This is a genomic window from Pantoea sp. Mhis (assembly GCF_009830015.1).
Map to the genome: position 1 here is coordinate 65,135 of NZ_SZZX01000001.1, position 25,750 is coordinate 90,884.

Here is a 25,750-nt window from a genome sequence, read left to right on the forward strand (position 1 = left end):
TTAAATATCTTCTGCAACTAAAAGATATTAATACTTAATTTTCTATATCAGGGTTAATATAGTTTTAAAAACTCATTATGATGTATTCATCCTGAATCATAGATACTATGAAGTTTGATAATTCAATAAAAATTAAAAATTCTATATTATTTATGTGTACTTTTATAAATAAAAAATTAAATGATTTGTTATAATTAAATAGTTAATATTGTTATTTATATACTTATAATTATATACATAGGTTTTTAACTAAAAAAGTTAAATTTTAAATAAATATTTTAGTGTACATAAATTAAATTATTTTATATAGGATTAATCTCCTAAAATTATAAGATAATATAGTGATATTCATCATTATGTTTAGTTATACATAATAAAATTAAAATATCTATAATTAATTATAAATAAAGTATATAATATTGTTCATTGTCTCGTAATAAAAAGATAAAAATTAATTATCTAATAGTTAATTTTAAATAAGTATAAATCTTATATATATATATATATATATATATTGAGTTATATAACTAAGTATATATACCTAACATAACTTAATGAGTTATTATTATATTAATAATAATTAAAATTTTTTATAAAAAATTGCTTTTTTAAATTATATTAATATAATTTGTCAAATTTAATTAACATAAAATATATGATAATTTTATTATGTTAAAATTATTACACGACAAATTACTCTACATATATGAATTGATATGTTCATATTTAATTAATTTAAGTGATATTTAAAAAAATATTATATTCATAATATTATATATATAAAGTATTTTACTTTACTTTATTTAAAACTAAATTATTTCCAATTATTGTTTAGAAACAACTATATTGATTTTAGTAGGTCCAATACTAATTGATTTAGTACTTAAAAAGTTAATTATATTAATTTTAGAAATAAAATTAATATATGACGATTTTTTAAAATATTCAAGTAATTAAATAAAATTATTCCATATATATTGGTTTATAAAACCGAATTTATAATTTTTAAGATAAAAATTTAAATAAAAAATATGTTTTATAACTATATTTTGCACTTGCATTAATATATTAAAGATACCTATATAAGTATAGGTATTCATATTGCTATGATATAAATAAAATAAACTACATATTTATTACTTATCAATACAGATAATTTTATTAAAGTTTTTATATAACTAATTATTAAACTCATTCAATTTACAATTCATATAAAAGATTAATTATATATAAATAAATAAATTATTAATAATGTTAATTATTATATCGATTACAATTACGAATAATATAACGCATTATAAAAATGAAAAATACTAATATTGCTGACCATAAAAGAGGTTTACAATATTGATGTAAATTGTGGAACAATGGCATTACAAGTTCTCCTGCAAAATAGCCTAATGTTACAAAAATTAATGCCCATAATGCAGATCCGATGACATTAAGAATAAAAAAACGCAATGGTTTAAGTCTACTAGTACCGATAATAATCGGTCCAATAATACGAAATCCATACATAAAGCGAACTCCAATGACAAATAAACTAGGCCATTTTCTAATTAATAAACTAGCTTTCTTAATAGTTTTTTGATATTTGTTAAAATATTTTAAAATTTGTAGACCAAAACGATAACCAAGCCAAAAAAGTAATTGATCACCAATTATTCCACCAATCATAGAAGCTAAAAATACACCGCTAAAACATAATAAACCTTCATGTACTGCTACACCACCTAATAATGTAAAAGTTTCTCCCTCAGCAATACAGCCAATAAGTAGCGACAAATATCCGTATTGACTAATTAATCCGTTGATATAGAGATTCAAATTTTCTCTCCTGTTGGATAGATGTATATCATAACACTCTATATATTTTTAGTTCTTCAAAGAATGTCTACAAAATTCATAATAAGGATTATAATTTAAGAAAAGTTATTTATATTGAACTACGTGTTAATTTAATTTAAATCCCATAGTATAGAGGAATAATTATATGAATCATATCTGGGGTCTTTTAACACATCCTAGACAAGAAATACATGATATTAAACAACAAAATGAAAGTATTTTCCATCATTATACACATCATGTTTTGCTAATAGCCGGAATTCCTATTATTTGTGCCCTTATTGGAACAACTCAACTAGGATGGAATTTTGGAAATGAAAAATATATTAAAATTAATTTACTAACTTCTATTAGCTTAGGTATTATCTTATATTTGATGCTTCTAGCTGCTGTAGCCATAATGGGTCAAATTATTTATATAATGGTAAATGATTGTACTAATAATAATAAACTAGGTTTAAAACAATGTATAATATTCTCTGGATATGTTACAACACCATTATTTATAAGTGGAATTATAGCGTTATATCCACTAGTATCCTTATACTTATTAGTTAATATGATATCGTTAGCATACACAGGTTACTTGTTATACATAGGTATCCCAATATTTTTTACTATAGATTATAATAAGAAATTACGTTTATTTAGTTCAATATTAGCAATTGGGATATTAGCATTTGAAGTATTGCTTGCATTGATAATTATGTTATGGAGTTATGGTCCAAGTTATTTTTTTAATAACAACTAATAAAATTATATATCTAAGCATATATTATATATGTGTTTTGCACTAGGATAACGATAGTTACTATCTTTAGTGCAATTAATAAATAATTATTTTTTATTTATAACCTATATCAAAATATATAGATATAATTTAATAAATATTAACATTTAGCTAATTTATGTCACGATATTTTATTTTAAATATTTGCAAATTTGATTGATTAAGCAATAATTATTACTATATATAATAAAGAATAAGTAAATGATTTCATAAAAATTAAACATATATAAAATAATTTAAACTAACTAATTTATTCTATACCTAGATTGTTTAATCTAAAATATGTATAAAATTATTTTGATATTAATAAAACTTTTTATTTAAGAGTATTGTAAACATAATATAATATCCTAATTATTAATATGATTATGTTATTTTGATAACAATAATTATACAGATATAATCTAGATAATTTAAAATTATGCGTACTTTATAATTATTTTGCTTTAAATTAATACATAAAGATTTATAAACTAAATATATTATATTAATAATATTTCATATTTTATTTTTTAATACTAGATGTTCTAAACTTAGATTAATAAGTTATTTACAATTGGAATATTATTTATATGTATAAATGTCAATTTTTTCGTATTACAATTTTTGTAATAATATTAATTTCATGCTCTTCTACATTAATTCAAGCAAATTCTTTTTATGAATTTAAAAATACCTTAACTAACACTCATCCAGCAGCTACATTATCAAATATGCAAAAAATACTTGATAATTTTAAAGATCAAGTAGCTAGTGCTACTAATGAAAATCAATTAAGAGAACTTAATGATATGACATTAGAACTTTCTAGTAATGCTGATGTATTCAGTCAATTATTAACAGCTAAACGTCATCAAATTGATACACAGTTACTAGCCATAGGATCAAAAATAAATGTAAATAACACTTTTAAAGAAAGATATGACATTACACAAAAACGAAAACAGTTGATAATAAAAAGGAATAAGTTAAATAATCAAATTAAACAATTTAATTATATTAAAAATAATGCATTAGTTTTATCATCACAAATAGTTACTCTTCGTCATGATCGAATAAAAAATCAATTAGAAATCAATTCTGGCAGTATTTTTGGACCAAATTTTTGGTCAATTTTAATTAATTATAAAAATTTAGATTCTGAAAAGATTAATTACTTTTTTTATGAGTTAAAACAATCAATTATACTTTCATGGGAAACAAGTTGGCGATCTGGTACTATAATGTGGCTTTTAGTAGCAATGATAATGATTGCATTTGATTATTATTATAGCGAAAAATTTTTTATTTGGGTTAGTATCAAAAGAATTCCTGAAGGACGCTTGCGTCGAAGTTTTCTTGCCGCATCTATTGCTATAACTACGCCAATAATGTTGGTATTAACTTTAAATTGTATAGCATTAGCATTTACTAGACACGATAATATTTCTATAGATATACGACATTTCATTGAACGTTTAGTTCAACTTAGTGTATATTGTGGTTTAATTAATGGTTTAGGTCGTGCTTTTTTATTTATACAGCGTCCAAGCTGGCGTTTATTAAATATTCCCGATACATTGGTATTAACACTGAAGCCTCTTCCAGTAATTGTTGCTATTTTAGTATTTATTTTTCAAATAATTGAAGCATTTAATAATAGTATGGGCACTAGTTTAAATGCTACCATTTTTAGTAATGGTATAACTGCGCTATTAATTAGTAATATTATATTGGTAAGTAGTGTATTTATTAATCGTATACGCCACCAAACAAAATATCAAGAAGTAATATCAGAAGTTAACAATAATCCTCCTCTGATATGTTTAATTCAAATACTATTAACAGGTATTGCGCTTATAATTTTAATCGCTTTATTTATTGGTTATATTACTTTAGCTCGTTTTCTTAGTTATGAAATAATTTGGTCTAGTATTTTATTTGGCTATTATTATTTGCTTAGTCATTTAATTGATGATGCATGTGAAATTTTATTTTCAACACAAACTGCTACTAGCAATAGAATACAACAATCATTCAATATTGATCAACGTCATTTGCAGTTAGCTGCAACTCTAATTAATGCTTTGGCTAAAATGTTATTAATTTGTTTTGTAACATTAGCCTTAGTAAATAGTACTTTTGCAACATCAATAACACCAATTGAATTAATCCAGAAAATTATTGAATTTTGGAGTGGCAACGGATTAGAATCATTAGATATTGTACCTGCACATATGGTAAATGCTATTTTTTATCTAGTGGTACAAATTTATATATTACGTTCAATACGTTCATGGTTGGAAAAAGATTTTTTACCAAAAACAAACATAGATATTGGAATGCGGATGTCATTACTAACGCTATTCAGTAATATTGGCTATGTTTTAATTATTTTATTAACTCTTTTAATTATGGGTTTGCAATGGAATAAACTAGCATGGATAGTTAGTGCTCTTTCTGTAGGTATAGGGTTTGGTTTACAAGAAATAGTCAAAAATTTTATTTCTGGTTTGATTTTATTAACTGAACGTCCTGTAAAAGTAGGTGATCTAGTAAGTATTAATGGCATTGAAGGAGATATCCGTCGCATTAATGTACGCGCTACAGAAATTCAACTAGGTGATAAATCTACCGTTATTGTTCCTAATTCGCATTTAATTGCACAAAATGTACGTAATGCTACTATGAGAAATGCACAAGGTGTAGTAACTATTACTATCACTTTTGCGTTAGATATTGATCTTATTAAAGTTCGTAGTATCTTACTGCAAGTATATCAGACAAATGAATATATTCAAAAAACACCTGAGCCATCAGTACTTTTTAAGGATTTAACACCAAACGGTATAGTATTAAGTGTTACTGGTAACGTTATTAATCAAAGACAAGTTGCTGTTGTTAAAAGTGATTTATTATTTAATATTCTTATATCTCTTCGCAAAGAAGGTATGATGTTATCAAAATCGCAACAAACAATGATTATTGAACATTGGATACCCTCAACAAACTCATCATAAAAGTAGCAGTAATTATATTAATATAGATATTAATTGTATTAACTATTATAGCATTCCTAATGAAATGCTTAATATATTAAATTTCTAGTTAATTAATATTAATAAATTTGATATACAGTACAAACTACATTTAGTTACAGATACAATGTTAATTATTTATTTAAAAATTTTATGTTAATACTAAAAAAAGAAAATTTATTTAATTTTTTAAATTATTATTTTACTAGATAGGTTCGTATTATTATAAAAAATGAAGATATAATATCATTGATAAAGTAATTATATTAGCAATATGATTACTATTTATTATATATATATATTTAAATAGTTTGATTGTCATTAAGGAATAATAATTCTTATTATTGAAGTTATTCTTATTAATCAATTAGATTAAATAATAGGTAAAATGGAAAAAATAAAATTACATAAACAAGAATTGTTACATTCTGCAGTAATTGTTTATGTTTATAATTCATATTATCAATTGTTGTTATAGCGTCGTGCTAAGAATAAATATAATTTTAAAGAATTATGGAGTAATACTTGCTTTAGTAATCATATCCCTATCCTAGCGGAATTATACATTATGCTGCTGAGAGACGTTTATGCGAAGAAATGTGTTTAAATCTAGTTCTTTATCCAGCATTTAAAAACAGCTATTATAATCTTATTCGATCATAATTTTTTTGAACACGAGTATAGTCATATATTTTATATCATTAGTCATAAAGAACCAATTCTTAATTTAGATAAAGACGATGATTAATGTTATCATTTACTTAAAGACATTCAAGAAGAGATAAAAAACAATTCAATATGTTTTACACCATCGTTTTTACATACCTTTAAATATATTTATTATTTTATTTTTAGAAAATCAATTAAATAATTATTTTATATAAATAAAAAATCAGATATAAAAATTAAATTTATACATAGGTAACTTAATAAATATTTAATATTATTAGCTATTTGATATTATATATACAACTTTTATAGAATTAATTTAAAAATAATAATTAATATTTGATATAGTTTTTTATTTGATTAAATTTATTAATCATAAATAAATTTAATTTTTGATATCTATATAGTTTTTAATACATTAACACAATATAAAAATATTTGATTTTATAAAATTTTATGATATTTAATTATTTTATTTTAAATATAGTAACTTGAGTTATTATATTTCTTTACTTTAAAATATTCAATACTATAATTATATAGTAGTAAATTAACCTATGAATTATGTTCATATAATAGATTTAATTTAAATTAAATTTCATGATAGAACTTGATAAAATCATTAAAAACCTTGGATACAGAAAAATTCATGTACATGATATTGATCATGATACTGCATTTTTGCTTTACAAATTGATTTTAGACAATAAAATTCCTGATTTAGAGTTAGGTAGTATATTAATTGCATTACGTTTAAAAGGTGAAACTATAGAAGAAATATCTGGTTTTTATCAAGCAATGAAAAAACAAATAATACAATTATACCCACCAATTGGTAAGCCTATGCCAATTGTGATCCCTAGTTATAATGGATCAAGACGTTTGGGTAATCTAACTCCATTATTAGGTTTGTTATTAGTGAAATTAGGTTTTCCAGTAATAATTCATGGTATTAATGTTGATTATACACGTGTTACTACGAAAGAGATATTAACAGCAATGGATATTAAATCAGTTAAAGGATCTGATGAAGCACAAGATCAACTTAATAAAGGGCAATTAACATTTATAACAACTGATCACTTTTGTAAACCAATGGCAAAACAACTATCACTACGTTGGCGTATGGGAGTAAGAAATATTGCTCATACATTAATAAAATTAGCTAATCCTTTTGAGGAAGGAGCGGCATTGCGTATTAGTAGTGTTTCTCATCCAGAATATCTATCTCGCATAATTAAGTTTTATTGTAGAAGCAAAACACCTGCTATTGTGCTGAAAGGAACAGAAGGAGAAGTATATGCTAATCCACAGAATTGTCCAAATATTAATATCATTAATAATAATGGAGATATAGTAGTAATGCAAGCTAACAAAAATCAATCCATAACATCAGTAAACAACATATGTTTTAGTAAAAGAGCAAAAGATACGGCTAAATGGATTATAAAAATTTTGGAAAATACATATTTTTTACCGTCATCTTTACGAACACAATTAATCTGTTGCTTAATAGCTTCAGGAGAAGCAGCAAATATAGAAGATGCAGAAATGCGATTACAGAAATGCGGAATCTAAGATGAAACTTTCATATATTGCTAATATGAAAAGTAATGATTTATTTATAAAATATTAATTGTTCAATTTGTTTTAAAAGGATTTGACCATCTTTATATGTTAATTTAAATTACTTTTATAAAGTTTTTGTATCTATTAATAATCAAGATACATATTTTAAATATTTTTGTAATCGATAATTAGTCTGATTATTAATAAGCTTATCTGGAATACCATCAGCCATAATCATTCCTTTATCAATAAAAATAAGACGAGAGGCAACTTTTTTAGCAAAGCTAAATTCATGTGTTACTATCATCATAGTCATACCTTCTTTAGTAAGATTTTGCATTACTTTGAATACTTCCTGGCGTAATTCAGGGTCCAGTGCAGAAGTTGGTTCATCAAATAACATTATTTTTGGTTTAACTGCTAATGCACGAGCAATTGCTACTCGCTGCTGTTGTCCACCAGATAATTCAGATGGGAAATAGTCCATTCTTTCATTCAATCCTACTTTAATTAATAATTGTTTTGCTAGCTCGTGAGCTACTTTTTTCTTTATACCTCGTACGTGGATCAGACCAAATGCTACATTCTCTAATGCATTCATTTGAGGAAATAAATAAAATTGCTGGAATACCATTCCTACTTCTTGACGTATTAAACTTTCATTAACATCTGGATCACTTATTTTAATACCATTTACAGTAAGTTCACCCATCGTTATTAGTTCTAACTTATTAATGCATCGTAGTAAAGTAGATTTTCCAGAACCTGATGGTCCTATAATTACTACAACTTCTCCTTTATTAATTCTCAAATTAATATTATTTAATACTAATGTTTGACCAAAACTTTTAAAGACTTTTTTAAATTTAATCACAGAATTTTTACTCTTTTCTCAATACAACGTAACGTAAAACTTAAAGTTGAAGTTATAACTAAATAAATAACAGCAACTGTGCTCCATATTTCTAATGAACGAAAATTACTAGCAATGATCTCTTGACCTTGACGAGTAAGTTCAGCTACCCCAATAACAATAAATAATGAAGTATCTTTGATACTTACAATCCATTGATTACCTAATGAAGGTAACATTCGACGAAAAGCTAGAGGCATAATAACAAAGAATACAGTTTTTTTGTATGATAAGCCTAATGCTAAACTAGCTTCAATAAAACCTTTATCGATCGAATAAATTGCTCCGCGTGTAATTTCTGCAATATAAGCTCCAGAATTGATCATTATAGTAATAAAAGCTGCAATGACGGGTTCAATATGTAGACCTATAAATAAAGTTGGTAAAGAAAAATAAATAAACATGACTTGTACAACAATTGGTGTTCCACGAATTAATTCAATAAATAGCAGTGCGATATTATTAATTAACCAACCTCCATAAGTACGAGCAAAACCAGTGATTAATCCAATAATTATACCGCCTATTAAGCCAAGGAGTGATATCAATAAGGTCATTTTTGCACCATCAATTAAAATTGGCAGAGCAGGCCAAATTACACTCCAATCAAATTCCATGATATAGCTCCCATTATTTATAATAATAATTATATAAAAGCAGGGAAATGCGGTACCCTGCTATATTAAGGAAGCGCAATCTAAATAAGACTATTTTAGTTCTTTTCCAAACCATTTTTTATAGATGGCATTGTACGTACCGTCATCATGTAGAGTTTTTAATGCAATATTTACTTTTTTGCGTAAGTTGCTATTTTTGGGAAAGGCTATTCCATATTGCTGGAACTCGATAGTAGAACCTATTACTTTAAATCGACCTTTACCTACAGTGTGCATAAAATATAAGATATTTGGAGCATCATTTACAACTGCATCAGCACGATTAGTACTTAATTCCATATATGCATTATCTATATTTGGAAATTGATGTAAATTCTTTATCTTAATATTATTTTTTACATAATCAGCAGAATTAGTACCGCTTTTGACAGCAACTATTTTATTAGTTAGATCTTTTATGTTTTTTATGTTTTTTTCATTGCTGCGTACCATAATTAATAAACCACTTTTATAGTAACCATTAGAAAAATCAATAGCTTCTTTTCGTTTATTAGTAATAGTAATAGCTGCTAATGCTACGTCGATGTTTTTAGTTTGTAAAGCTGGTATGATACCATTGAAGTCCATAGGTCTTAGATTATAACTTAATCTAAGTTTTTTCGCAATTGCATCCCATAAATCAATATCAAAACCTACATATTTATTACCTTGTTTGAATTCAAATGGAACAAATGCAGTATCTATAGCAACTATTAGTTTTTTACCTGCCGCTACGGATAAAAAAGAGTATCCTAATGTGAGAATAACCATAAAATATTTAAATAGTGATTTCATTATTTCCCCTTAAAATTACACTTTAGATATTACTATCTAGTATATAATATAACATATTACTTTAATCTTGATTTTTAAATCCATTAATAAATTATTAAAGGATAAAACAGATTATTACAAATCAAGAAAATGTGTAATAATTAAATTGTCAAACTGTTATTATAAACTAAGTAAATATTATATAGACTATAAATAATGCAAATGTTTGATTACATAAATCAATAAGTGTTATTAAACATAAGCAATAATATTTAGTACGTATTGAGATTAATTAAATATTGATTAAAATAATTAAGTTTTAATTATCTCTTTTATTATATATAGTTATCAATCAGTAATGTGATTACTTTTTAAGGTGAACTTTTAGGAAATTATTATACATATTAAATAAATTTATATTTTAAAATTAAACTAAATGTTATGTATTATACTCACAGTACTAATTAACATTAAAAAATTTTTAGACTTTAATATTTTTATATGAAATGCTGGATAATATTTTTATATTATAATGTATAATGAAGCACATCAAGATAAAATATCTAATATAAATATTTTTGTAAAATACATGCTTGATTATATTTATATTTAAAATACTTTTATTTATATAAAATTATAACTCATTTAAATAGTTGAAAATTAATAAAATTTAATTTATGTATTAATATAATTACATATTAACTTCTAATAAATATTGATATGTAATTATATCTGTTTAATTAAAATAACTGCATATATTGCCGTTGTCAATATATGCAGTTAATTAAATAATTAAGAGAAAGTTGAATGAATCATTGTACCAAGAATGTCATTAACATATCACAAGTAATGACTAAAAATAAAGATCAGGATGTTGAAGGTTTTCGCCAAGTACGTGCAGCACATCGTCGTGAAACTATTGATGATTATGTAGAGCTAATATTTGATTTAATATCTGAGTTTGGTGAAGCAAGACAAGTGGATATGGCAATATGCTTAGGTGTATCACAACCTACAGTTGCTAAAATGCTTAAAAGATTAAATACTACTGGATTAATTGAACAAATACCTTATCGTGGAGTATTTTTAACTGCAAAAGGAGAAAAATTAGCTGAACTAAATCGTATTCGTCATCATATTGTAGAAACTTTTTTATTAGCATTAGGAGTTAGCCCACAAACAGCTCGTAGAGATTCTGAAGGATTAGAACATCATGTTAGCGATGAAACACTTAATCTTTTTCAAAAATTTTATGAGACTGTTAAATAGTTATTTAACATATGTTTAAAATATAAAGAATAATATAACTAAATAATATATATAATTTATATAAAGATAAAATTATTTAAATAATTGGTATCTAATTAATTCCATACAACTAAGATATTTAGTTATCTTATATTATAAAAAATACTTTTTATAAAAACTTTTTAAGTTAAATAATTTATATAATTTTTTAAAAGTTTAATTTTAAAATCAACTGTTTTTCATAAATCATATTTTCACTAAAATATGAAATTATATTGTAGTTTCTAATGAAACTAACCCATTAGTTATAATAACTTAACTATATAAGTATAGTTTACTATAGTAATGTAAGTATTTATTGAAACAATTTTTATATTTATATATATTAAAATTTAATATATATAAATTGTATGTTTTACAATTTTATCGATCATGTAAACAATAGTTTTATTTTTTTAAATTTAAATATTTTAAAGTTAATAAATAAGTTTATTAATACTAATTAAATTAAACATTATATAATTAGCAACATTTTATTTTAAAAATCTTAAAATAGAATAAATTTCAATCTATACATGTTAGATAAATAAATTATTATTAAGATGTATAAATTTGATCTTTAAGATAAAAATATATATTGATTAGGTGATTTTAGATTGTTGATCTTATTTCTAGTGATATTGAAACAACTAATAATCTACGAATGTAGATTATTAGTTGTTTCAATCATTAATAATGATAAGAAGATTAATATATCATTGTATTTTTAAATTTTTATTGATATATACTAATAAAAATAAATTTAAAAACAAGAAATATTAAATATAAAATTATTAAATTGATACAATCAAAGATATATAATATTAAATATTCATATTTTATAAAAATATAAGGTATATATAGTTAACAATCATTTTTAATGAGAATAACGTTACTTTATTATATAATTAGATTATCTAATGAATCTTTAATATATATATAGTAATAATTTTATGTTTTATGTATGTATCTATTAATGAATAATTTGTTTATTTATAAAATGCTATAGTGTTTTCTTTTAAAAAAAAATACTTATGTTATACTACATAAGTAGCTAGTTTTAATTAATTAAAATAGTAAATTAAGGAACAATATGGTATAAATAATTTTAACAGATATAAATATTAAAAATATTTAATATTTATTTAAAATCTATTAAATAAATTTCATATTTTTTTTATAAAAATACAATTTTTATTAAATTGACATTTTAATGTCATGAGAACTATCTAATTAGTGGAGTTTATTTTTCTATAATTAGATTTATATTTTATTGGTGAATAATACAATATTATTTGATTAAAATATATTCTATATTATAGATATAAGTGTTCTTTAAACAACATATAGATAGCTTAATTTCAATTTTAAATATCTTATTTAATAAGATATCATTAAATAAGATATTTAAATCAAAGGTTATGTTGTTTGTTTTTTTTAAAGGTAAGTCTTATTCACATCAATATTTGTTATAATAATTATTTATGATTTAGTTATAAATAATTATATATTTACTTTTTAAGTAAAAGTAATTACTAAGAAGATACTTTTATATATTTTTGAAATTTAAGATATAATAAATTTTATTTTTTAGCTAATAGAAATATTTATGTTGATTAAATTTTAATAATAAAATGTTTAATAAATTTAGATGTTTTTTAAAAATATAAATAAATTATTTTTATTAAAATAAGTAAGTTTTTAAAATTAATTTATTTTTTTATTTGAATTGGGTAATCTTGTCACTACGTTTTATTTAAAACTCTTAAACTAAGGATATAGTGATGAGTGATGTATTTAAAGTTTTGAACAACATTCGTTCGCTACGTGCTCAAGCACGTGAGTTATCATTAACCGATTTAGAAGAAATTTTAGAAAAATTAACTGTTGTAGTAACAGAACGGCGAGAAGAAATAGAAGCAGAAGAAGCTCAATATCGTGAAAAAGAAGAAAAATTATCTAAGTATAGGAAAATGTTATTAGCTGATGGAATAAATCCCAATGAATTATTAGGTGTTTTAGAAGTTAGCAAAAAACGTGGAATTCGTGCACCTCGTCCACCAAAATATTTATATAGTGATGAAAATGGTGAAGAAAAATTTTGGACTGGTCAAGGACGTACACCAGCTGTAATTAAAAAAGCTCTAGATATGGGTAAAAATTTAGATGATTTCTTAATTAAATAACTCATGTAATCTTATTAAGTAGAAGCTGGGGGATAGAGTATTGCCTTCGGCTTTTGTTTGTTTAACATTATAAATTAATAATATTTATCAAATTATTAATCATAATATTATTATATTAATATAACAAATTTAATACAGTATTATGTTATATAATTGATCATTGAATTAATTTATTTTCTTAATAAAACAAATTAATTCAGATAAAATTAATAGGTTAAATACTATTTAAGTAAATCACATTTTATAATTCAATATTAATATTTATTAAGTTAAAAATTAATCTTATATATTTAAATATAAATAATAATTATTAAAATTTTAATATTTAGATTTGTTTTAATTAACAAATAAATATTGAATAATCTGTTTCGTGTTACATAGATTTAATCTACAGTAAATTAATTTAGTAATATTAATTAAATTAATATAAATCAATAAGTTAAATTCAAAAATTTATTATTAAATTATTAAATAGATTAAATAATCTTTTGATATCTACATATTATATTTAATATATAGATTAATTATTTACATATTTAATGATTAAATTTATAAATACATTATATATAATAATGTATTTATAGTGTTTCCTTATTATTTTAAAATTTATATTTTGAAAATATAAACATTATATAAATAATCTTTTTTTATAACTATAATATAATGATTGGACATCTAATAATTTTATTATCAGATAAGTTATTTTTTATACATCTACATTAGGAATAATATTTAATGAATTTATTATATTGAATGTTTATCTTCTAAAATATTAACTATATCCATTATAAAATTTCTATTATATGATAATAAAACACAATTTTAAAAACTTATTTATAAAAATCATAAAGATGAACATTTAACTTACGATAAATTTTTTAAAAAATATATTATTAAAGAATAGATTATAGAATCTTATAAGCAACCAAATAAGTGTACAGAATATTATATTTGATATATAATGTATTATTAACAATATAATTTATAGGTAATAAAAATTTTTAAATATTTATTTTAATAAAAGCTGATATTTTTTAATATATATTAAACTAATATATTATAATTAAATATATATTTAATCTAAAAGATTCCAAAATTCACTAAATAAATATGATGTTAAAGTAAAACTTATATTTGAATATATTAATTTACAATTATGGGATAATTTTATAATTTTACATTAAAAATAAACATTGTTTAACATTTTTATTTTTTTTAATAAAACTTTTGTTTTAGTACAAACAAATATCATCATATAATAATTATATAAAAGACCAGAATGTACCTGGTCTTCCTGTTATAATAAAATTATTAATTTTATTTAAAAAGAAAATTTAACGACTACGAAATATGATTCGTCCTTTGCTTAAATCATAAGGTGTTAATTCAACTGTTACTTTATCACCAGTTAATATGCGAATATAGTTTTTGCGCATTTTCCCAGAAATATGAGCAGTAACTACGTGTCCATTTTCAAGTTCTACACGGAACATAGTATTGGGTAATGTATCTAGCACGGTTCCTTGTATTTCAATATTATCTTCTTTAACCATTGAATCCTCTAAATGAAATACTAATTAATAAAGAAAAAATAATTTAAGCATTATTATATAATGTTAATATTATATTTGTTTACGTAATATTTTGATATTGACAAATGTATAGTAATGTTATATAATAAAATATTTTTATTTATTTAAATAAAATATTTTCAATTGATTAAATGAAAGCTAAATTTTATATTAAAGGCCATAAGCTTTATATAAATATAAAGCTTATGGCCTTTAATATAATTAACATAACTATTAAATTTACTTCATTTAAATAACAAACTAAGTAAGTTTATATAAATAGAATTTTATATAAATAATATATATTTATCATATAAAATAATATATCATAGCTGCGAACTTAGAGAAAATTAAATTTAAATATTTTATTTAAATACCTCACTGTCAATATTAAAAATATTAATATAGATAAATAATCTATTTATATACATTATGTATATAATATTCTGCATCTAATGCAGCCATACATCCCATGCCTGCAGAAGTTATAGCTTGACGATAAATATGATCTACAACATCTCCAGCTGCAAAAACACCTGGTTTGCTAGTTTGTGTTCTATTAAAAGCTAAATTTGATTTAAGTTTAATATAACCTCGTTCTAATTCAATTTGATCTTTAAATATTGAAGTATTTGGAATGTGACCAATAGCTACAAACAACCCTTTTACTTCAAGTAATTCATGAGTGCTATCATTAATAGAAGTTAATTGCAAACCTACTACACCTATATCATCCCCAAGTATTTCCTGTATTACTCGATTAGTATGTAACTTGATATTACCACCATTATTAACTTTTTTCATTAATCGATCAATAAGAATTTTTTCTGCACGAAATTTATCACTACGATGAATTAAATGAACTCTAGACGCAATATTAGATAAATACAAAGCTTCTTCTATTGCAGTATTTCCGCCACCAACAACTGCTATCTTTTGATTTTTATAAAAAAAGCCATCACAGGTTGCACATGCTGATACTCCTTTACCTTTGAATTTTTCTTCAGAATCTAAACCTAAATAACGCGCAGAAGCACCAGTTGCAATAATTAATGCATTGGTCGTATATTTTCCATTGTCCCCAAATAAACATAATGGATGATTTTTAAAATCAACAGTATGAATATGATCCGAAATAATTTGAGTATTAAATTTCTTAGCATGTTCATACATACGGTTCATTAGTGCTGGTCCAGTTAAATCATGCGGATCTCCAGGCCAATTTTCTATTATACTGGTACGAGTTAACTGTCCACCTTTTTCTATTCCTGTAATCAATAATGGACTTAAATTAGCTCGAGCAGCATAAATTGCAGCTGTATAACCAGCAGGACCTGAACCTAGAATCAATAAATTACTATGCTTGATATTATTCATATTTTATTTAGAATATCTTGATTAATATTAGTTAATAATTAAAATTAGGTTTTAATTTTAGCTATTTTAAAATGTTTTATTAGATAAAAACAACATTGAAATATATATTTATTCACATATTACTTAAAAAGTAATGAATGTCTATATTATTAATAATTTGAATAAATATATTCAATTCAAATCCAACATTACAAATTAATATTTAATATTATATACATATATACAACAATTTAATTAATATTTATCTTCTTGTAAAATATTTTTAAAAATCTTTTCTTTGAAAAAGAATTTCTTTTTGATGATTTAAAATTGTACTAAAATATATATTATTAAAATAATAACTATATATGTCAAACATAACTATATGTTATAGTTATGTTTATATAAAATTTATATTTTAATTTTATAAATACATTAAAAGATATATTTATATTATTACAATCAATAAAAACTTTAAGTAAGAGAGACCATACTAATGGTAGATAATAACAAACATTTAATAAAAAAATTAGATTGTATTGATAAAAATATTTTAAATCAATTACAAAAAAATGGTCGTATATCTAATGTTGAACTTTCAAAACAAATAGGACTATCACCCACACCTTGTCTCGAACGTGTAAGAAGACTAGAACGACAAAGTTTTATTTTAGGTTATACAGCAAAATTAAATCCACATTATCTTAATGCTTCGTTATTAGTTTTTATTGAAATTACTTTAAATCGTAATATACCTAACATATTTAAAACATTTAATTCTAGGATACAAAAATTAGATGAAATACAAGAATGTTATCTCATTTCTGGAAAATTTGACTATTTACTAAAAACTCGTGTTTCTGATATATCAGCTTATAATCAATTATTGACTAAAACTTTACTACAATTGCCAGGAATCAATAATACTCTTACTTATATAGTGATAGAAGAGGTTAAACAGAATAATACATTACTACTTAAGGAGTTATAAAGTTACATCCTTATTCGATTTAAAATATATAAATATTAAATATTGTTTTAATAAATTTAATATTATTACATTTGTTTTTATAAAAGCATTGTTATTTATATATATTAATATTGTCATTTATTTAATCCTGCCGCTAATTATATCAAATTTTTTACTATAATTTGATATAAATAAATTACTATAATATTATTATATATAATCTTAATAACAATATTTATTCATATTTAAAATATATGTAAAAATTTATGTTAGATATAATATTTTATTATATTATTCTATTATAAATTATTAATTATTAATATATAATAGATTATTTTATTATAAATTAGTATGTAATATACATATGTTAATATTAACTTCAGTAATCTATATTGTGTTAATATTTCTTATCTTAACTAATTTTTTTTGATTTTCATATTTTCATTATATAAATAATACGGTTTTAATAAAAAAATTAAATTTTTTTATTAAAAAACAAATAAAAATTAACCGTATAATGGTAATTATTATTTACCACTTTTAGTAAGTAATCATTAAGTAATGAATTACACAAAATCAAACATCATTAAAATATTTTGAATAAATTTATTTTGTATCATGATTTTAAAAACATATAAAATATATGTTATAAATAATTTTTATAACATATAAATGTTAATTTAAATTTAATTATTAAACAATAAATACATATTTAATTATTTTTATGTTACATCAACATATAAAAATATTATTAATGTGTATAAATGTTATTTAGTAGCTATAATTAACATTAATAACTTTTATTTCACATTTTAACTTAAATACAATTTTCTAAATATATTAGTTTAGATTTAATAAATAAATTTCAAAAAATCTATATCAATAATTATAGTTCAATTAATCTATAATTAATATGGTGTTATAATCATGGAAATTAATAAATGAAATTTAATTTTATTATTTTTTACTTATTAAGCAATTTTTTATGTACATCAATTAAAGCAGATGCTTTAAGCAATTTATATCAGCGTTTGAATAAAATAAACTATTTTTATTCTTATTTTTATCAAAAAGTAACTGATAATAATAATAATAACATACAGTATGGAGAAGGAGAATTATGGGTAAGTCGTCCAAATCAATTTAATTGGCATATGATCAAACCTGAAGAAAATTTTATTATTTCTAATGGTCAAAAATTATGGATTTACATTCCTTTACTCAAACAAGTAACTGTAAATTCTGTAACAGAAAATATTAAAAATACGCCCTTAAATTTAATTATACAAAATAAAATAAGTGATTGGATTAATTATGATATTAAGCAACAAGGAAATAGATTTGAATTAATACCAAAACATATTAATAACAATTTTTTTAAAATTATTATTAATATAACTCTAAAAGGTAAGGTAAAGATGTTTAAGATCATTGAAAAAAACGGCCTAAATAGTGTATATAAATTAACAAAACAAAAAAATAAAAAAATAAGTTCAAATAAATTTACGTTTATTGTACCAAAAGGTACAACTATAGATGAACAATTATAATATTTTATATTTTATAAATGCTAATATATACTGGTATCTAATACATTAGATACCAGTATATATTAGCATTTATTTAAATTTAAATAATATTATTATATATATATCTCATTTATAGGAGATGCATGCTAGATCCCAATCTTTTACGTAATGTACCCAAAATAGTTGCAGAAAAGTTAGCTAATCGAGGATTTAAATTAGATATTAATAAAGTATATCTATTGGAAAATAATCGTAAAAATTTACAAATAAAAACTGAAAAATTGCAAGCTGAACGCAACTTCAAATCTAAATTAATTAGCAAATTAAAACAGCAAGGAAAAAATATTAATCAATTATGTCAAGAAGTTAATACATTAAATATTAATTTAAATTCGCTTAAAGCAGAATTAAATCTTATATTAAAAGAAATGCGAGATTTTTCTCTTATTATTCCTAATTTACCCATGGACGACGTTCCTTTAGGTAAAAACCATAATGATAATCAAGAAGTAAGTAGATGGGGTAAACCACGTAATTTCGACTTTCCTATTAAGGATCATGTTCAATTAGGTGAAATATTCAAAGGATTTGATTTTACTACTGCAGTAAAATTAACTAGTTCACGTTTTATTGTTATAAAAGGTCAATTTGCTCGACTCCATCGAGCATTAAGTCAATTTATGATTGATTTGCATGTTCAACAACATGGATATACTGAAGTTTATGTACCATATATAGTTAACTATGAAGCTTTTTATGGTACCGGTCAACTTCCTAAATTCAGTGAAGATTTGTTTCATATTAAATTTTCAAATAAGACTACAATTAATCATGAATATGCTCTTATACCTACCGCCGAAGTACCATTAACCAACTTAGTGCGTGATAAAATTTTAACAGAAGATGATCTACCTGTTAAATTGACTGCACATACACCGTGCTTTCGTTCTGAAGCCGGTTCTTATGGACAAGATACACGTGGTTTAATTCGTATGCATCAATTTGATAAAGTTGAAATGGTGCATATTACTACCCCAGATATGTCTGTAAATGCACTAGAAGAACTAGTATTACATGCAGAGAAAGTTTTACGTTTACTAAATCTACCTTATCGTAAAGTTTTATTATGTACTGGTGATATGGGATTTAGTGCAGCTAAAACTTATGATTTAGAAGTTTGGTTACCAGCACAAAATACATATAGAGAAATTTCTTCATGTTCTAATATGACGGATTTTCAAGCACGTAGAATGCAAGCTCGTTATCGCAATAAAAATAGTAAAAAAACTAAACTAGTACATACTTTGAACGGTTCAGGTTTAGCAGTAGGTCGTACATTAATTGCTATATTAGAAAATTATCAACAAATTGATGGTAGTATTCAAATACCACAAGTACTACGCCCTTATATGAATCAAATAGATTATATTAGATAAAATCTATTTCATATGATTGTTATATATTTTAAATGTTTTTACTTTGTAAAAAATTGGTACAAGAAAAATGAAACATATTTATAACTTCAGTGCTGGACCGGCAATGCTTCCATTAGAAGTGATGAATTATGCAAAACAAGAATTATTAAATTGGCAAAAATTGGGTGTTTCGGTAATGGAAATTAGTCATCGTAGTAAAAATTTTATCGAAATGGTAGAAATAATACAAAAAGATTTTTGTGATTTAATGAAAATTCCATCTAATTATAAAGTTTTATTTTGTCATGGTGGTGCAAGAGGACAATTTGCTGCAATTCCTGGTAATTTATTAGGCCAATCCACAACAGCAGATTATGTAAATAGCGGTTACTGGTCATATAGCGCCATTAAAGAAGCAGAAAAATTTTGTATTCCTCATGTGATAGATATTAAAATTATATCCAATGGTAAACAAGCTTTATTACCAATGAATAAATGGCAACTAAATAATGATGCTTCCTATGTTCATTTTTGTTCTAATGAAACTATTGAGGGTATTTTTATAAAAGAAGAACCTAACTTTGGTAAAAAAATTGTAGTAGCTGATCTATCCTCAGTAATTCTATCACAATCTATAGATGTAAGTAAATATGGAGCATTTTACGCAAGTTCGCAAAAAAATATTGGTCCAGCTGGTTTGACAATTGTAGTGATACGCAACGATTTATTAGGTAAAGCCAAAAATTCAATACCATCGATTTTAAATTATCAAATATTATCTGACCATCGTTCTTTATTTAATACCCCTCCAACTTTTATTTGGTATTTATGTGGTCTTGTTTTTAAATGGTTAAAAAAAAAAGGTGGTATAAGTGCAATAAACAAATTGAATACAATAAAGTCTGAATTATTATATAATACTATTGATAATAGTAGTTTTTACTATAATAATGTTGCACCTAAAAACCGTTCTTGTATGAACGTCACCTTCAAGTTAATAGATACTAGTTTAGAAGATTTTTTTCTTAAAGAAGCTTTCAAAGCAGGTTTACATGCACTAAAAGGTCATCGTGCCGTTGGAGGTATGCGTGCTTCTATTTATAATGCAATGCCATTAAAAGGAGTTCAAATGTTAAGTGAATTTATGATTGATTTTGAGCGTTATCATGCATAAACCTTTATTAATATAATAATATTCTTACTTAATTGAATATTTATAAAAAAATGGTTTTTTTGGAGATCTTATATATGCAAAATTATTTACGCTTATCACCAATCACCTATGTTCACGGTACAATTAATTTACCAGGTTCAAAAAGTATTTCAAATCGGGCACTATTGCTTGCTGCAATGGCAAAAGGCACAACACGTTTAATAAATTTACTTAATAGTCATGACGTTAAACACATGCTAAATGCATTAAAATTACTAAATATCAATTATAAACTTTCACATGATCGTACAATATGCGATATATTTGGTAATTCAGGTCCTTTACAAAGTGAGCAGTCTATAGAATTATTTTTAGGCAATGCTGGCACAGTTATGCGTCCGTTAACTGCTGTTCTTTCTCTTGTAGAACAATCTGTAATACTAACAGGTGAACAACGCATGCTGGAGCGTCCAATTGGACATTTAGTAGATTCATTACGTCAAGGTAAAGCTAAAATTAATTATTTAGAAAAAACTGGATATCCTCCGTTACATTTATATGGTGGTTTTATTGGAGGGGAAATTAATATTGATGGAAATATTTCCAGTCAATTTTTAACATCATTATTAATAGCTGCACCACTTGCAAAAAAAGATACTTTTATTATTATTAACAATGATTTAGTATCTAAACCTTATATTGATATTACATTAAACTTGATGCGATGTTTTCATATTAACATTAGCAATGAAAATTATAAAAAATTTATTATTAAAGGAAAACAACAATATCATAGTCCAGTAGAATATCTAATAGAGGGAGATGCTACTTCAGCCTCATATTTTCTTGCAGCAGCTGCAATTAAAGGTGGTACTGTAAAAGTAAATGGTATTAATAATAATAGTATACAAGGAGATATTTATTTTGCTGAAATTTTAAAAAAAATGGGTGCACTAATTAAGTGGGAAAATAATTCTATTATCTGTAGTCGAAATGTATTAAATGCTATTGATATGGACATGAATAATATTCCAGATGCAGCAATGACAATAGCAATCATCGCGTTATTTGCAAAAGGCACTACAATAATTCGTAACATTTATAATTGGCGTGTGAAAGAAACTGATCGTCTTGCTGCCATGGCTACGGAATTACGTAAAGTTGGCGCAAAAGTAAAAGAAGGACATGATTTTATTTGTATTACTCCACCTAAGCAACTAAAACATGCAATAATTGATACTTATAATGATCATCGTATGGCGATGTGTTTTTCATTATTAGCACTATCAGATGTATCGGTGACAATTATAAACCCAGATTGTACATCCAAAACATTTCCTAATTACTTCCAATGTTTGGCACAGATTAGTCATGTTTCATAATTTTTATAAAAATTATTATTTAAATAGGTTATTTTGATAACTTTATAGATATTAATTTTGCTATACTAGTAAATATATAAAATAAATAGTACCTATTAGTACACTAAATAAATACTAAAAAATTAATCATTTTATAGATAATAAGAAGTGATAGGAGAATCTATTAGTGAAAATGGGTATACCAGTAATTGCTATCGATGGTCCAAGTAGTGCAGGTAAAGGTACATTATGTAGATCAATAGCACAATATTTGCATTGGCATGCATTAGATTCTGGTATATTCTATCGTATTCTTGCTTTAGCAGCAATTCAAGATAACATCAATATTGAATCTGATAATAGCTTATTAGCTATTGCTAACCATCTTGACATCCATATTTTTCTAATAGACAATGAAATTCAAGTAATTTTTGCAGGTAAAAATATTACGAATGAAATTCGTACACAAAAAATAGATAATATGGCATCATGCATTGCAACTTTTCCGAGAATACGTCAAGCAATATTATATCATCAGCGTATGTTTCGTAAAGCACCAGGATTAATTGCTGATGGACGTGATGTTGGAACGGTGATTTTTCCTGATGCATGCGTTAAAATTTTTTTAGATGCTTCATTAGAAGTAAGAGCATATCGTCGTATGTTACAGTTGCAAGAAAAAGGCTTTGATGCTAATTTAAGCCAAATTTTGTCTGAGATAAAGAAACGTGATAATCGTGATATAAACCGTTTTACTGCACCATTAATTCCTGCAAAAGATGCTCTAATTTTGAATTCAACTTTTATATCTAGTAATCAATTGTTTAAAAAAGTACTTAGCTATATTCAAAAAAAGTTAAATATAACTTAATTTATAAATTAAGTTATATAAATTTAGTGTGCTATGGAATAGCACACAATTTTTTAAACAACTCCATCCGATCATGATGTCAGATGGTCGTTAAATTGCATAATTTTAAAAAATTAATATGACTGAATCTTTTGCTCAACTTTTTGAAGAATCTTTAAAAAAGATTGAAACTCGCCCTGGTTCTATAGTTCGTGGTGTTATTATTGATATAGACAAAGATATTGTCTTAGTAGATGCAGGCCTAAAATCTGAATCATCAATTCCTGTAGAGCAATTTAAAAATATAATTGGTGAATTAGAAATCCAGGTAGGAGATGAAGTTGATGTTGCACTGGATGCAGTAGAAGATGGTTTTGGAGAAACTCTGCTATCTCGTGAAAAAGCTAAACGTTATGAAGCTTGGATTTCTTTAGAAAAAGCTTATGAAGGTATTGAAAGCGTTACTGGAATAATTAACGGCAAAGTTAAAGGTGGTTTTACTGTAGAAATTAACGGTATACGTGCTTTTCTTCCAGGATCATTAGTTGATGTACGTCCAGTTCGTGATACTTTATATCTAGAAGGGAAGCATCTTGAATTTAAAGTAATCAAATTAGATCAAAAACGTAATAATGTTGTAGTATCCCGTCGAGCAGTAATTGAATCCGAAAATAGTGCTGAACGTGATCAATTATTAGAAAATTTACAAGAAGGAATGGAAGCTAAAGGTGTCGTTAAAAATCTTACTGACTACGGAGCATTTGTGGATTTAGGCGGCGTTGATGGTCTATTGCATATTACCGATATGGCATGGAAACGTGTTAAACATCCTAGTGAAGTTGTTAGTGTAGGTGATGAAATAAAAATTAAAATATTAAAATTTGATCGCGAACGGACTCGTGTATCTTTAGGATTAAAGCAACTAGGTGAAGATCCATGGATAGCTATTGCTAAACGATATCCAGAATCTACAAAATTAAATGGTCGTGTGACCAATTTAACTGATTATGGCTGTTTTGTAGAAATTGAAGAAGGTGTAGAGGGTTTAGTTCATGTTTCTGAAATGGATTGGACTAATAAAAACATTCATCCTTCTAAAGTAGTAAGTATTGGTGATGTAGTTGAAATTATGGTTTTAGATATTGATGAAGAAAGACGGCGTATTTCCTTAGGATTAAAACAATGTAAATCTAATCCATGGCAGAAATTTGCAGAACTTTATAATAAAGGGGATCGAGTTGAAGGTAAGATTAAATCCATTACTGATTTTGGCATTTTCATTGGTTTGGATGGTGGAATAGATGGTCTCGTTCATCTATCAGATATATCTTGGAATACGATTGGTGAAGAAGCTGTTCGCGAATACAAAAAAGGAGATGAAATTGCTGCAGTTGTATTGCAAGTTGATGCAGAGCGCGAACGTATCTCTTTAGGTATTAAGCAATTAGTTGATGATCCATTTAACAATTATATTACTGTAAATAAAAAAGGTAATATTGTTAATGGTGTAGTTACTGCAGTAGATAGCAAAGGTATTACCGTACAATTGAATGATAATATTGATGGTTATATTCGTTTTTCTGAAACATCAATAGGTAACATTGAAGATGTTAGTTTATTTCCCAATGTTGGTGATAATATCGAAGCTAAGTTCACAGGAGTTGATCGTAAGAACCGTATAGTAATTTTATCTGTAAATGTTAGAGAACAACTTGATGAAAAGGAAATAATTAATGCTATTAGCGATAAAGAAGAAGATAGCATATTTTCAAATGCTATGGTAGAAGCATTCAAGGCAGCTAAAGGTGAATAAATCTCAGTACTAAAAGCTAATTG

Annotated in this window: 18 protein-coding genes; 12 read left to right on the forward strand and 6 right to left on the reverse strand. The window is 24.0% G+C overall.

Features of this window, described 5'->3' with window-relative positions; genetic code table 11:
• Window positions 1–1,254: 1,254 nt before the first annotated feature.
• The gene (locus tag FD727_RS00255) at window positions 1,255–1,827 is read right to left on the reverse strand and encodes a DedA family protein (protein WP_159938174.1); all 573 of its coding nucleotides are present in this window, start codon (window positions 1,825–1,827) and stop codon (window positions 1,255–1,257) included.
• Between the two features lie 166 nt (window positions 1,828–1,993).
• Between FD727_RS00255 and FD727_RS00260 the strand changes: the two genes are divergently transcribed.
• From FD727_RS00260 to ybiB, 3 genes are all read left to right on the forward strand, one after another.
• On the forward strand, window positions 1,994–2,599 hold the full coding sequence (locus FD727_RS00260; RefSeq protein ID WP_159938175.1) for a Yip1 family protein: 606 nt from the start codon (window positions 1,994–1,996) through the stop codon (window positions 2,597–2,599).
• Between the two features lie 611 nt (window positions 2,600–3,210).
• Window positions 3,211–5,637 (forward strand): mechanosensitive ion channel family protein, encoded by a 2,427-nt coding sequence (locus tag FD727_RS00265; RefSeq protein WP_159938176.1) that lies wholly within the window; start codon window positions 3,211–3,213, stop codon window positions 5,635–5,637.
• A gap of 1,290 nt (window positions 5,638–6,927) precedes the next feature.
• Entirely contained in the window at window positions 6,928–7,902 is a 975-nt protein-coding gene (ybiB, locus tag FD727_RS00270; protein WP_159938275.1) for a DNA-binding protein YbiB, read from the forward strand.
• 142 nt (window positions 7,903–8,044) lie between these two features.
• Here the strand turns inward: ybiB and glnQ are convergent, their stop codons facing one another.
• From glnQ to glnH, 3 genes are all read right to left on the reverse strand, one after another.
• Window positions 8,045–8,767, reverse strand: a complete 723-nt coding sequence (gene glnQ, locus FD727_RS00275) for a glutamine ABC transporter ATP-binding protein GlnQ (RefSeq protein ID WP_159938177.1) — start codon at window positions 8,765–8,767, stop codon at window positions 8,045–8,047.
• Entirely contained in the window at window positions 8,764–9,423 is a 660-nt protein-coding gene (gene glnP, locus FD727_RS00280) for a glutamine ABC transporter permease GlnP (RefSeq protein ID WP_159938178.1), read from the reverse strand. Before glnP ends, glnQ begins: the two co-directional genes overlap by 4 nt.
• Before the next feature lie 90 nt (window positions 9,424–9,513).
• The gene (gene glnH, locus FD727_RS00285) at window positions 9,514–10,257 is read right to left on the reverse strand and encodes a glutamine ABC transporter substrate-binding protein GlnH (RefSeq protein WP_159938179.1); all 744 of its coding nucleotides are present in this window, start codon (window positions 10,255–10,257) and stop codon (window positions 9,514–9,516) included.
• Between the two features lie 828 nt (window positions 10,258–11,085).
• Between glnH and mntR the strand changes: the two genes are divergently transcribed.
• Together mntR and FD727_RS00295 are read left to right on the forward strand one after the other, a co-directional pair.
• On the forward strand, window positions 11,086–11,505 hold the full coding sequence (gene mntR / locus FD727_RS00290) for a manganese-binding transcriptional regulator MntR (RefSeq protein ID WP_370515949.1): 420 nt from the start codon (window positions 11,086–11,088) through the stop codon (window positions 11,503–11,505).
• A 1,802-nt stretch (window positions 11,506–13,307) separates the two neighbouring features.
• Complete coding sequence (locus FD727_RS00295) at window positions 13,308–13,709, forward strand: H-NS family nucleoid-associated regulatory protein (RefSeq protein WP_159938181.1); 402 nt, start codon at window positions 13,308–13,310, stop codon at window positions 13,707–13,709.
• A 1,334-nt stretch (window positions 13,710–15,043) separates the two neighbouring features.
• Here the strand turns inward: FD727_RS00295 and infA are convergent.
• Window positions 15,044–15,262, reverse strand: coding sequence for a translation initiation factor IF-1 (gene infA / locus FD727_RS00300; protein ID WP_159938182.1), 219 nt, complete (start codon window positions 15,260–15,262; stop codon window positions 15,044–15,046).
• Between the two features lie 435 nt (window positions 15,263–15,697).
• Entirely contained in the window at window positions 15,698–16,657 is a 960-nt protein-coding gene (gene trxB, locus FD727_RS00305) for a thioredoxin-disulfide reductase (RefSeq protein WP_159938183.1), read from the reverse strand.
• Window positions 16,658–17,132: 475 nt separating this feature from the next.
• Here trxB and lrp point away from each other — a divergent pair, with 475 nt between their 5' ends.
• The 7 genes from lrp (at window position 17,133) to rpsA (ending at window position 25,727) form a co-directional block, all read left to right on the forward strand.
• Complete coding sequence (lrp, locus tag FD727_RS00310) at window positions 17,133–17,627, forward strand: leucine-responsive transcriptional regulator Lrp (protein ID WP_159938184.1); 495 nt, start codon at window positions 17,133–17,135, stop codon at window positions 17,625–17,627.
• 920 nt (window positions 17,628–18,547) lie between these two features.
• On the forward strand, window positions 18,548–19,156 hold the full coding sequence (lolA, locus tag FD727_RS00315; protein ID WP_159938185.1) for an outer membrane lipoprotein chaperone LolA: 609 nt from the start codon (window positions 18,548–18,550) through the stop codon (window positions 19,154–19,156).
• 122 nt (window positions 19,157–19,278) lie between these two features.
• On the forward strand, window positions 19,279–20,571 hold the full coding sequence (serS, locus tag FD727_RS00320) for a serine--tRNA ligase (protein WP_159938186.1): 1,293 nt from the start codon (window positions 19,279–19,281) through the stop codon (window positions 20,569–20,571).
• A 67-nt stretch (window positions 20,572–20,638) separates the two neighbouring features.
• Window positions 20,639–21,724, forward strand: a complete 1,086-nt coding sequence (serC, locus tag FD727_RS00325; protein ID WP_159938187.1) for a 3-phosphoserine/phosphohydroxythreonine transaminase — start codon at window positions 20,639–20,641, stop codon at window positions 21,722–21,724.
• A gap of 74 nt (window positions 21,725–21,798) precedes the next feature.
• Entirely contained in the window at window positions 21,799–23,085 is a 1,287-nt protein-coding gene (aroA, locus tag FD727_RS00330) for a 3-phosphoshikimate 1-carboxyvinyltransferase (RefSeq protein ID WP_159938188.1), read from the forward strand.
• A gap of 172 nt (window positions 23,086–23,257) precedes the next feature.
• Window positions 23,258–23,935: a (d)CMP kinase gene (cmk, locus tag FD727_RS00335; protein ID WP_159938276.1), complete on the forward strand. Its 678-nt coding sequence runs from the start codon at window positions 23,258–23,260 to the stop codon at window positions 23,933–23,935.
• Window positions 23,936–24,053: 118 nt separating this feature from the next.
• Entirely contained in the window at window positions 24,054–25,727 is a 1,674-nt protein-coding gene (gene rpsA / locus FD727_RS00340) for a 30S ribosomal protein S1 (protein WP_159938189.1), read from the forward strand.
• The last annotated feature ends 23 nt before the right edge of the window (window positions 25,728–25,750 follow it).

Excerpts from the sequence above, each read along its gene's own strand:
- rpsA (WP_159938189.1), top strand. The coding sequence starts at position 24,054 with ATGACTGAATCTTTTGCTCAACTTTTTGAAGAATCTTTAAAAAAGATT.
- mntR (WP_370515949.1), top strand. The coding sequence starts at position 11,086 with ATGACTAAAAATAAAGATCAGGATGTTGAAGGTTTTCGCCAAGTACGT.
- trxB (WP_159938183.1), bottom strand. The coding sequence starts at position 16,657 with ATGAATAATATCAAGCATAGTAATTTATTGATTCTAGGTTCAGGTCCT.
- lrp (WP_159938184.1), top strand. The coding sequence starts at position 17,133 with ATGGTAGATAATAACAAACATTTAATAAAAAAATTAGATTGTATTGAT.
- serS (WP_159938186.1), top strand. The coding sequence starts at position 19,279 with ATGCTAGATCCCAATCTTTTACGTAATGTACCCAAAATAGTTGCAGAA.
- serC (WP_159938187.1), top strand. The coding sequence starts at position 20,639 with ATGAAACATATTTATAACTTCAGTGCTGGACCGGCAATGCTTCCATTA.
- lolA (WP_159938185.1), top strand. The coding sequence starts at position 18,548 with ATGAAATTTAATTTTATTATTTTTTACTTATTAAGCAATTTTTTATGT.
- infA (WP_159938182.1), bottom strand. The coding sequence starts at position 15,262 with ATGGTTAAAGAAGATAATATTGAAATACAAGGAACCGTGCTAGATACA.
- glnH (WP_159938179.1), bottom strand. The coding sequence starts at position 10,257 with ATGAAATCACTATTTAAATATTTTATGGTTATTCTCACATTAGGATAC.
- FD727_RS00265 (WP_159938176.1), top strand. The coding sequence starts at position 3,211 with ATGTATAAATGTCAATTTTTTCGTATTACAATTTTTGTAATAATATTA.
- FD727_RS00260 (WP_159938175.1), top strand. The coding sequence starts at position 1,994 with ATGAATCATATCTGGGGTCTTTTAACACATCCTAGACAAGAAATACAT.
- cmk (WP_159938276.1), top strand. The coding sequence starts at position 23,258 with ATGGGTATACCAGTAATTGCTATCGATGGTCCAAGTAGTGCAGGTAAA.
- aroA (WP_159938188.1), top strand. The coding sequence starts at position 21,799 with ATGCAAAATTATTTACGCTTATCACCAATCACCTATGTTCACGGTACA.
- FD727_RS00295 (WP_159938181.1), top strand. The coding sequence starts at position 13,308 with ATGAGTGATGTATTTAAAGTTTTGAACAACATTCGTTCGCTACGTGCT.
- glnP (WP_159938178.1), bottom strand. The coding sequence starts at position 9,423 with ATGGAATTTGATTGGAGTGTAATTTGGCCTGCTCTGCCAATTTTAATT.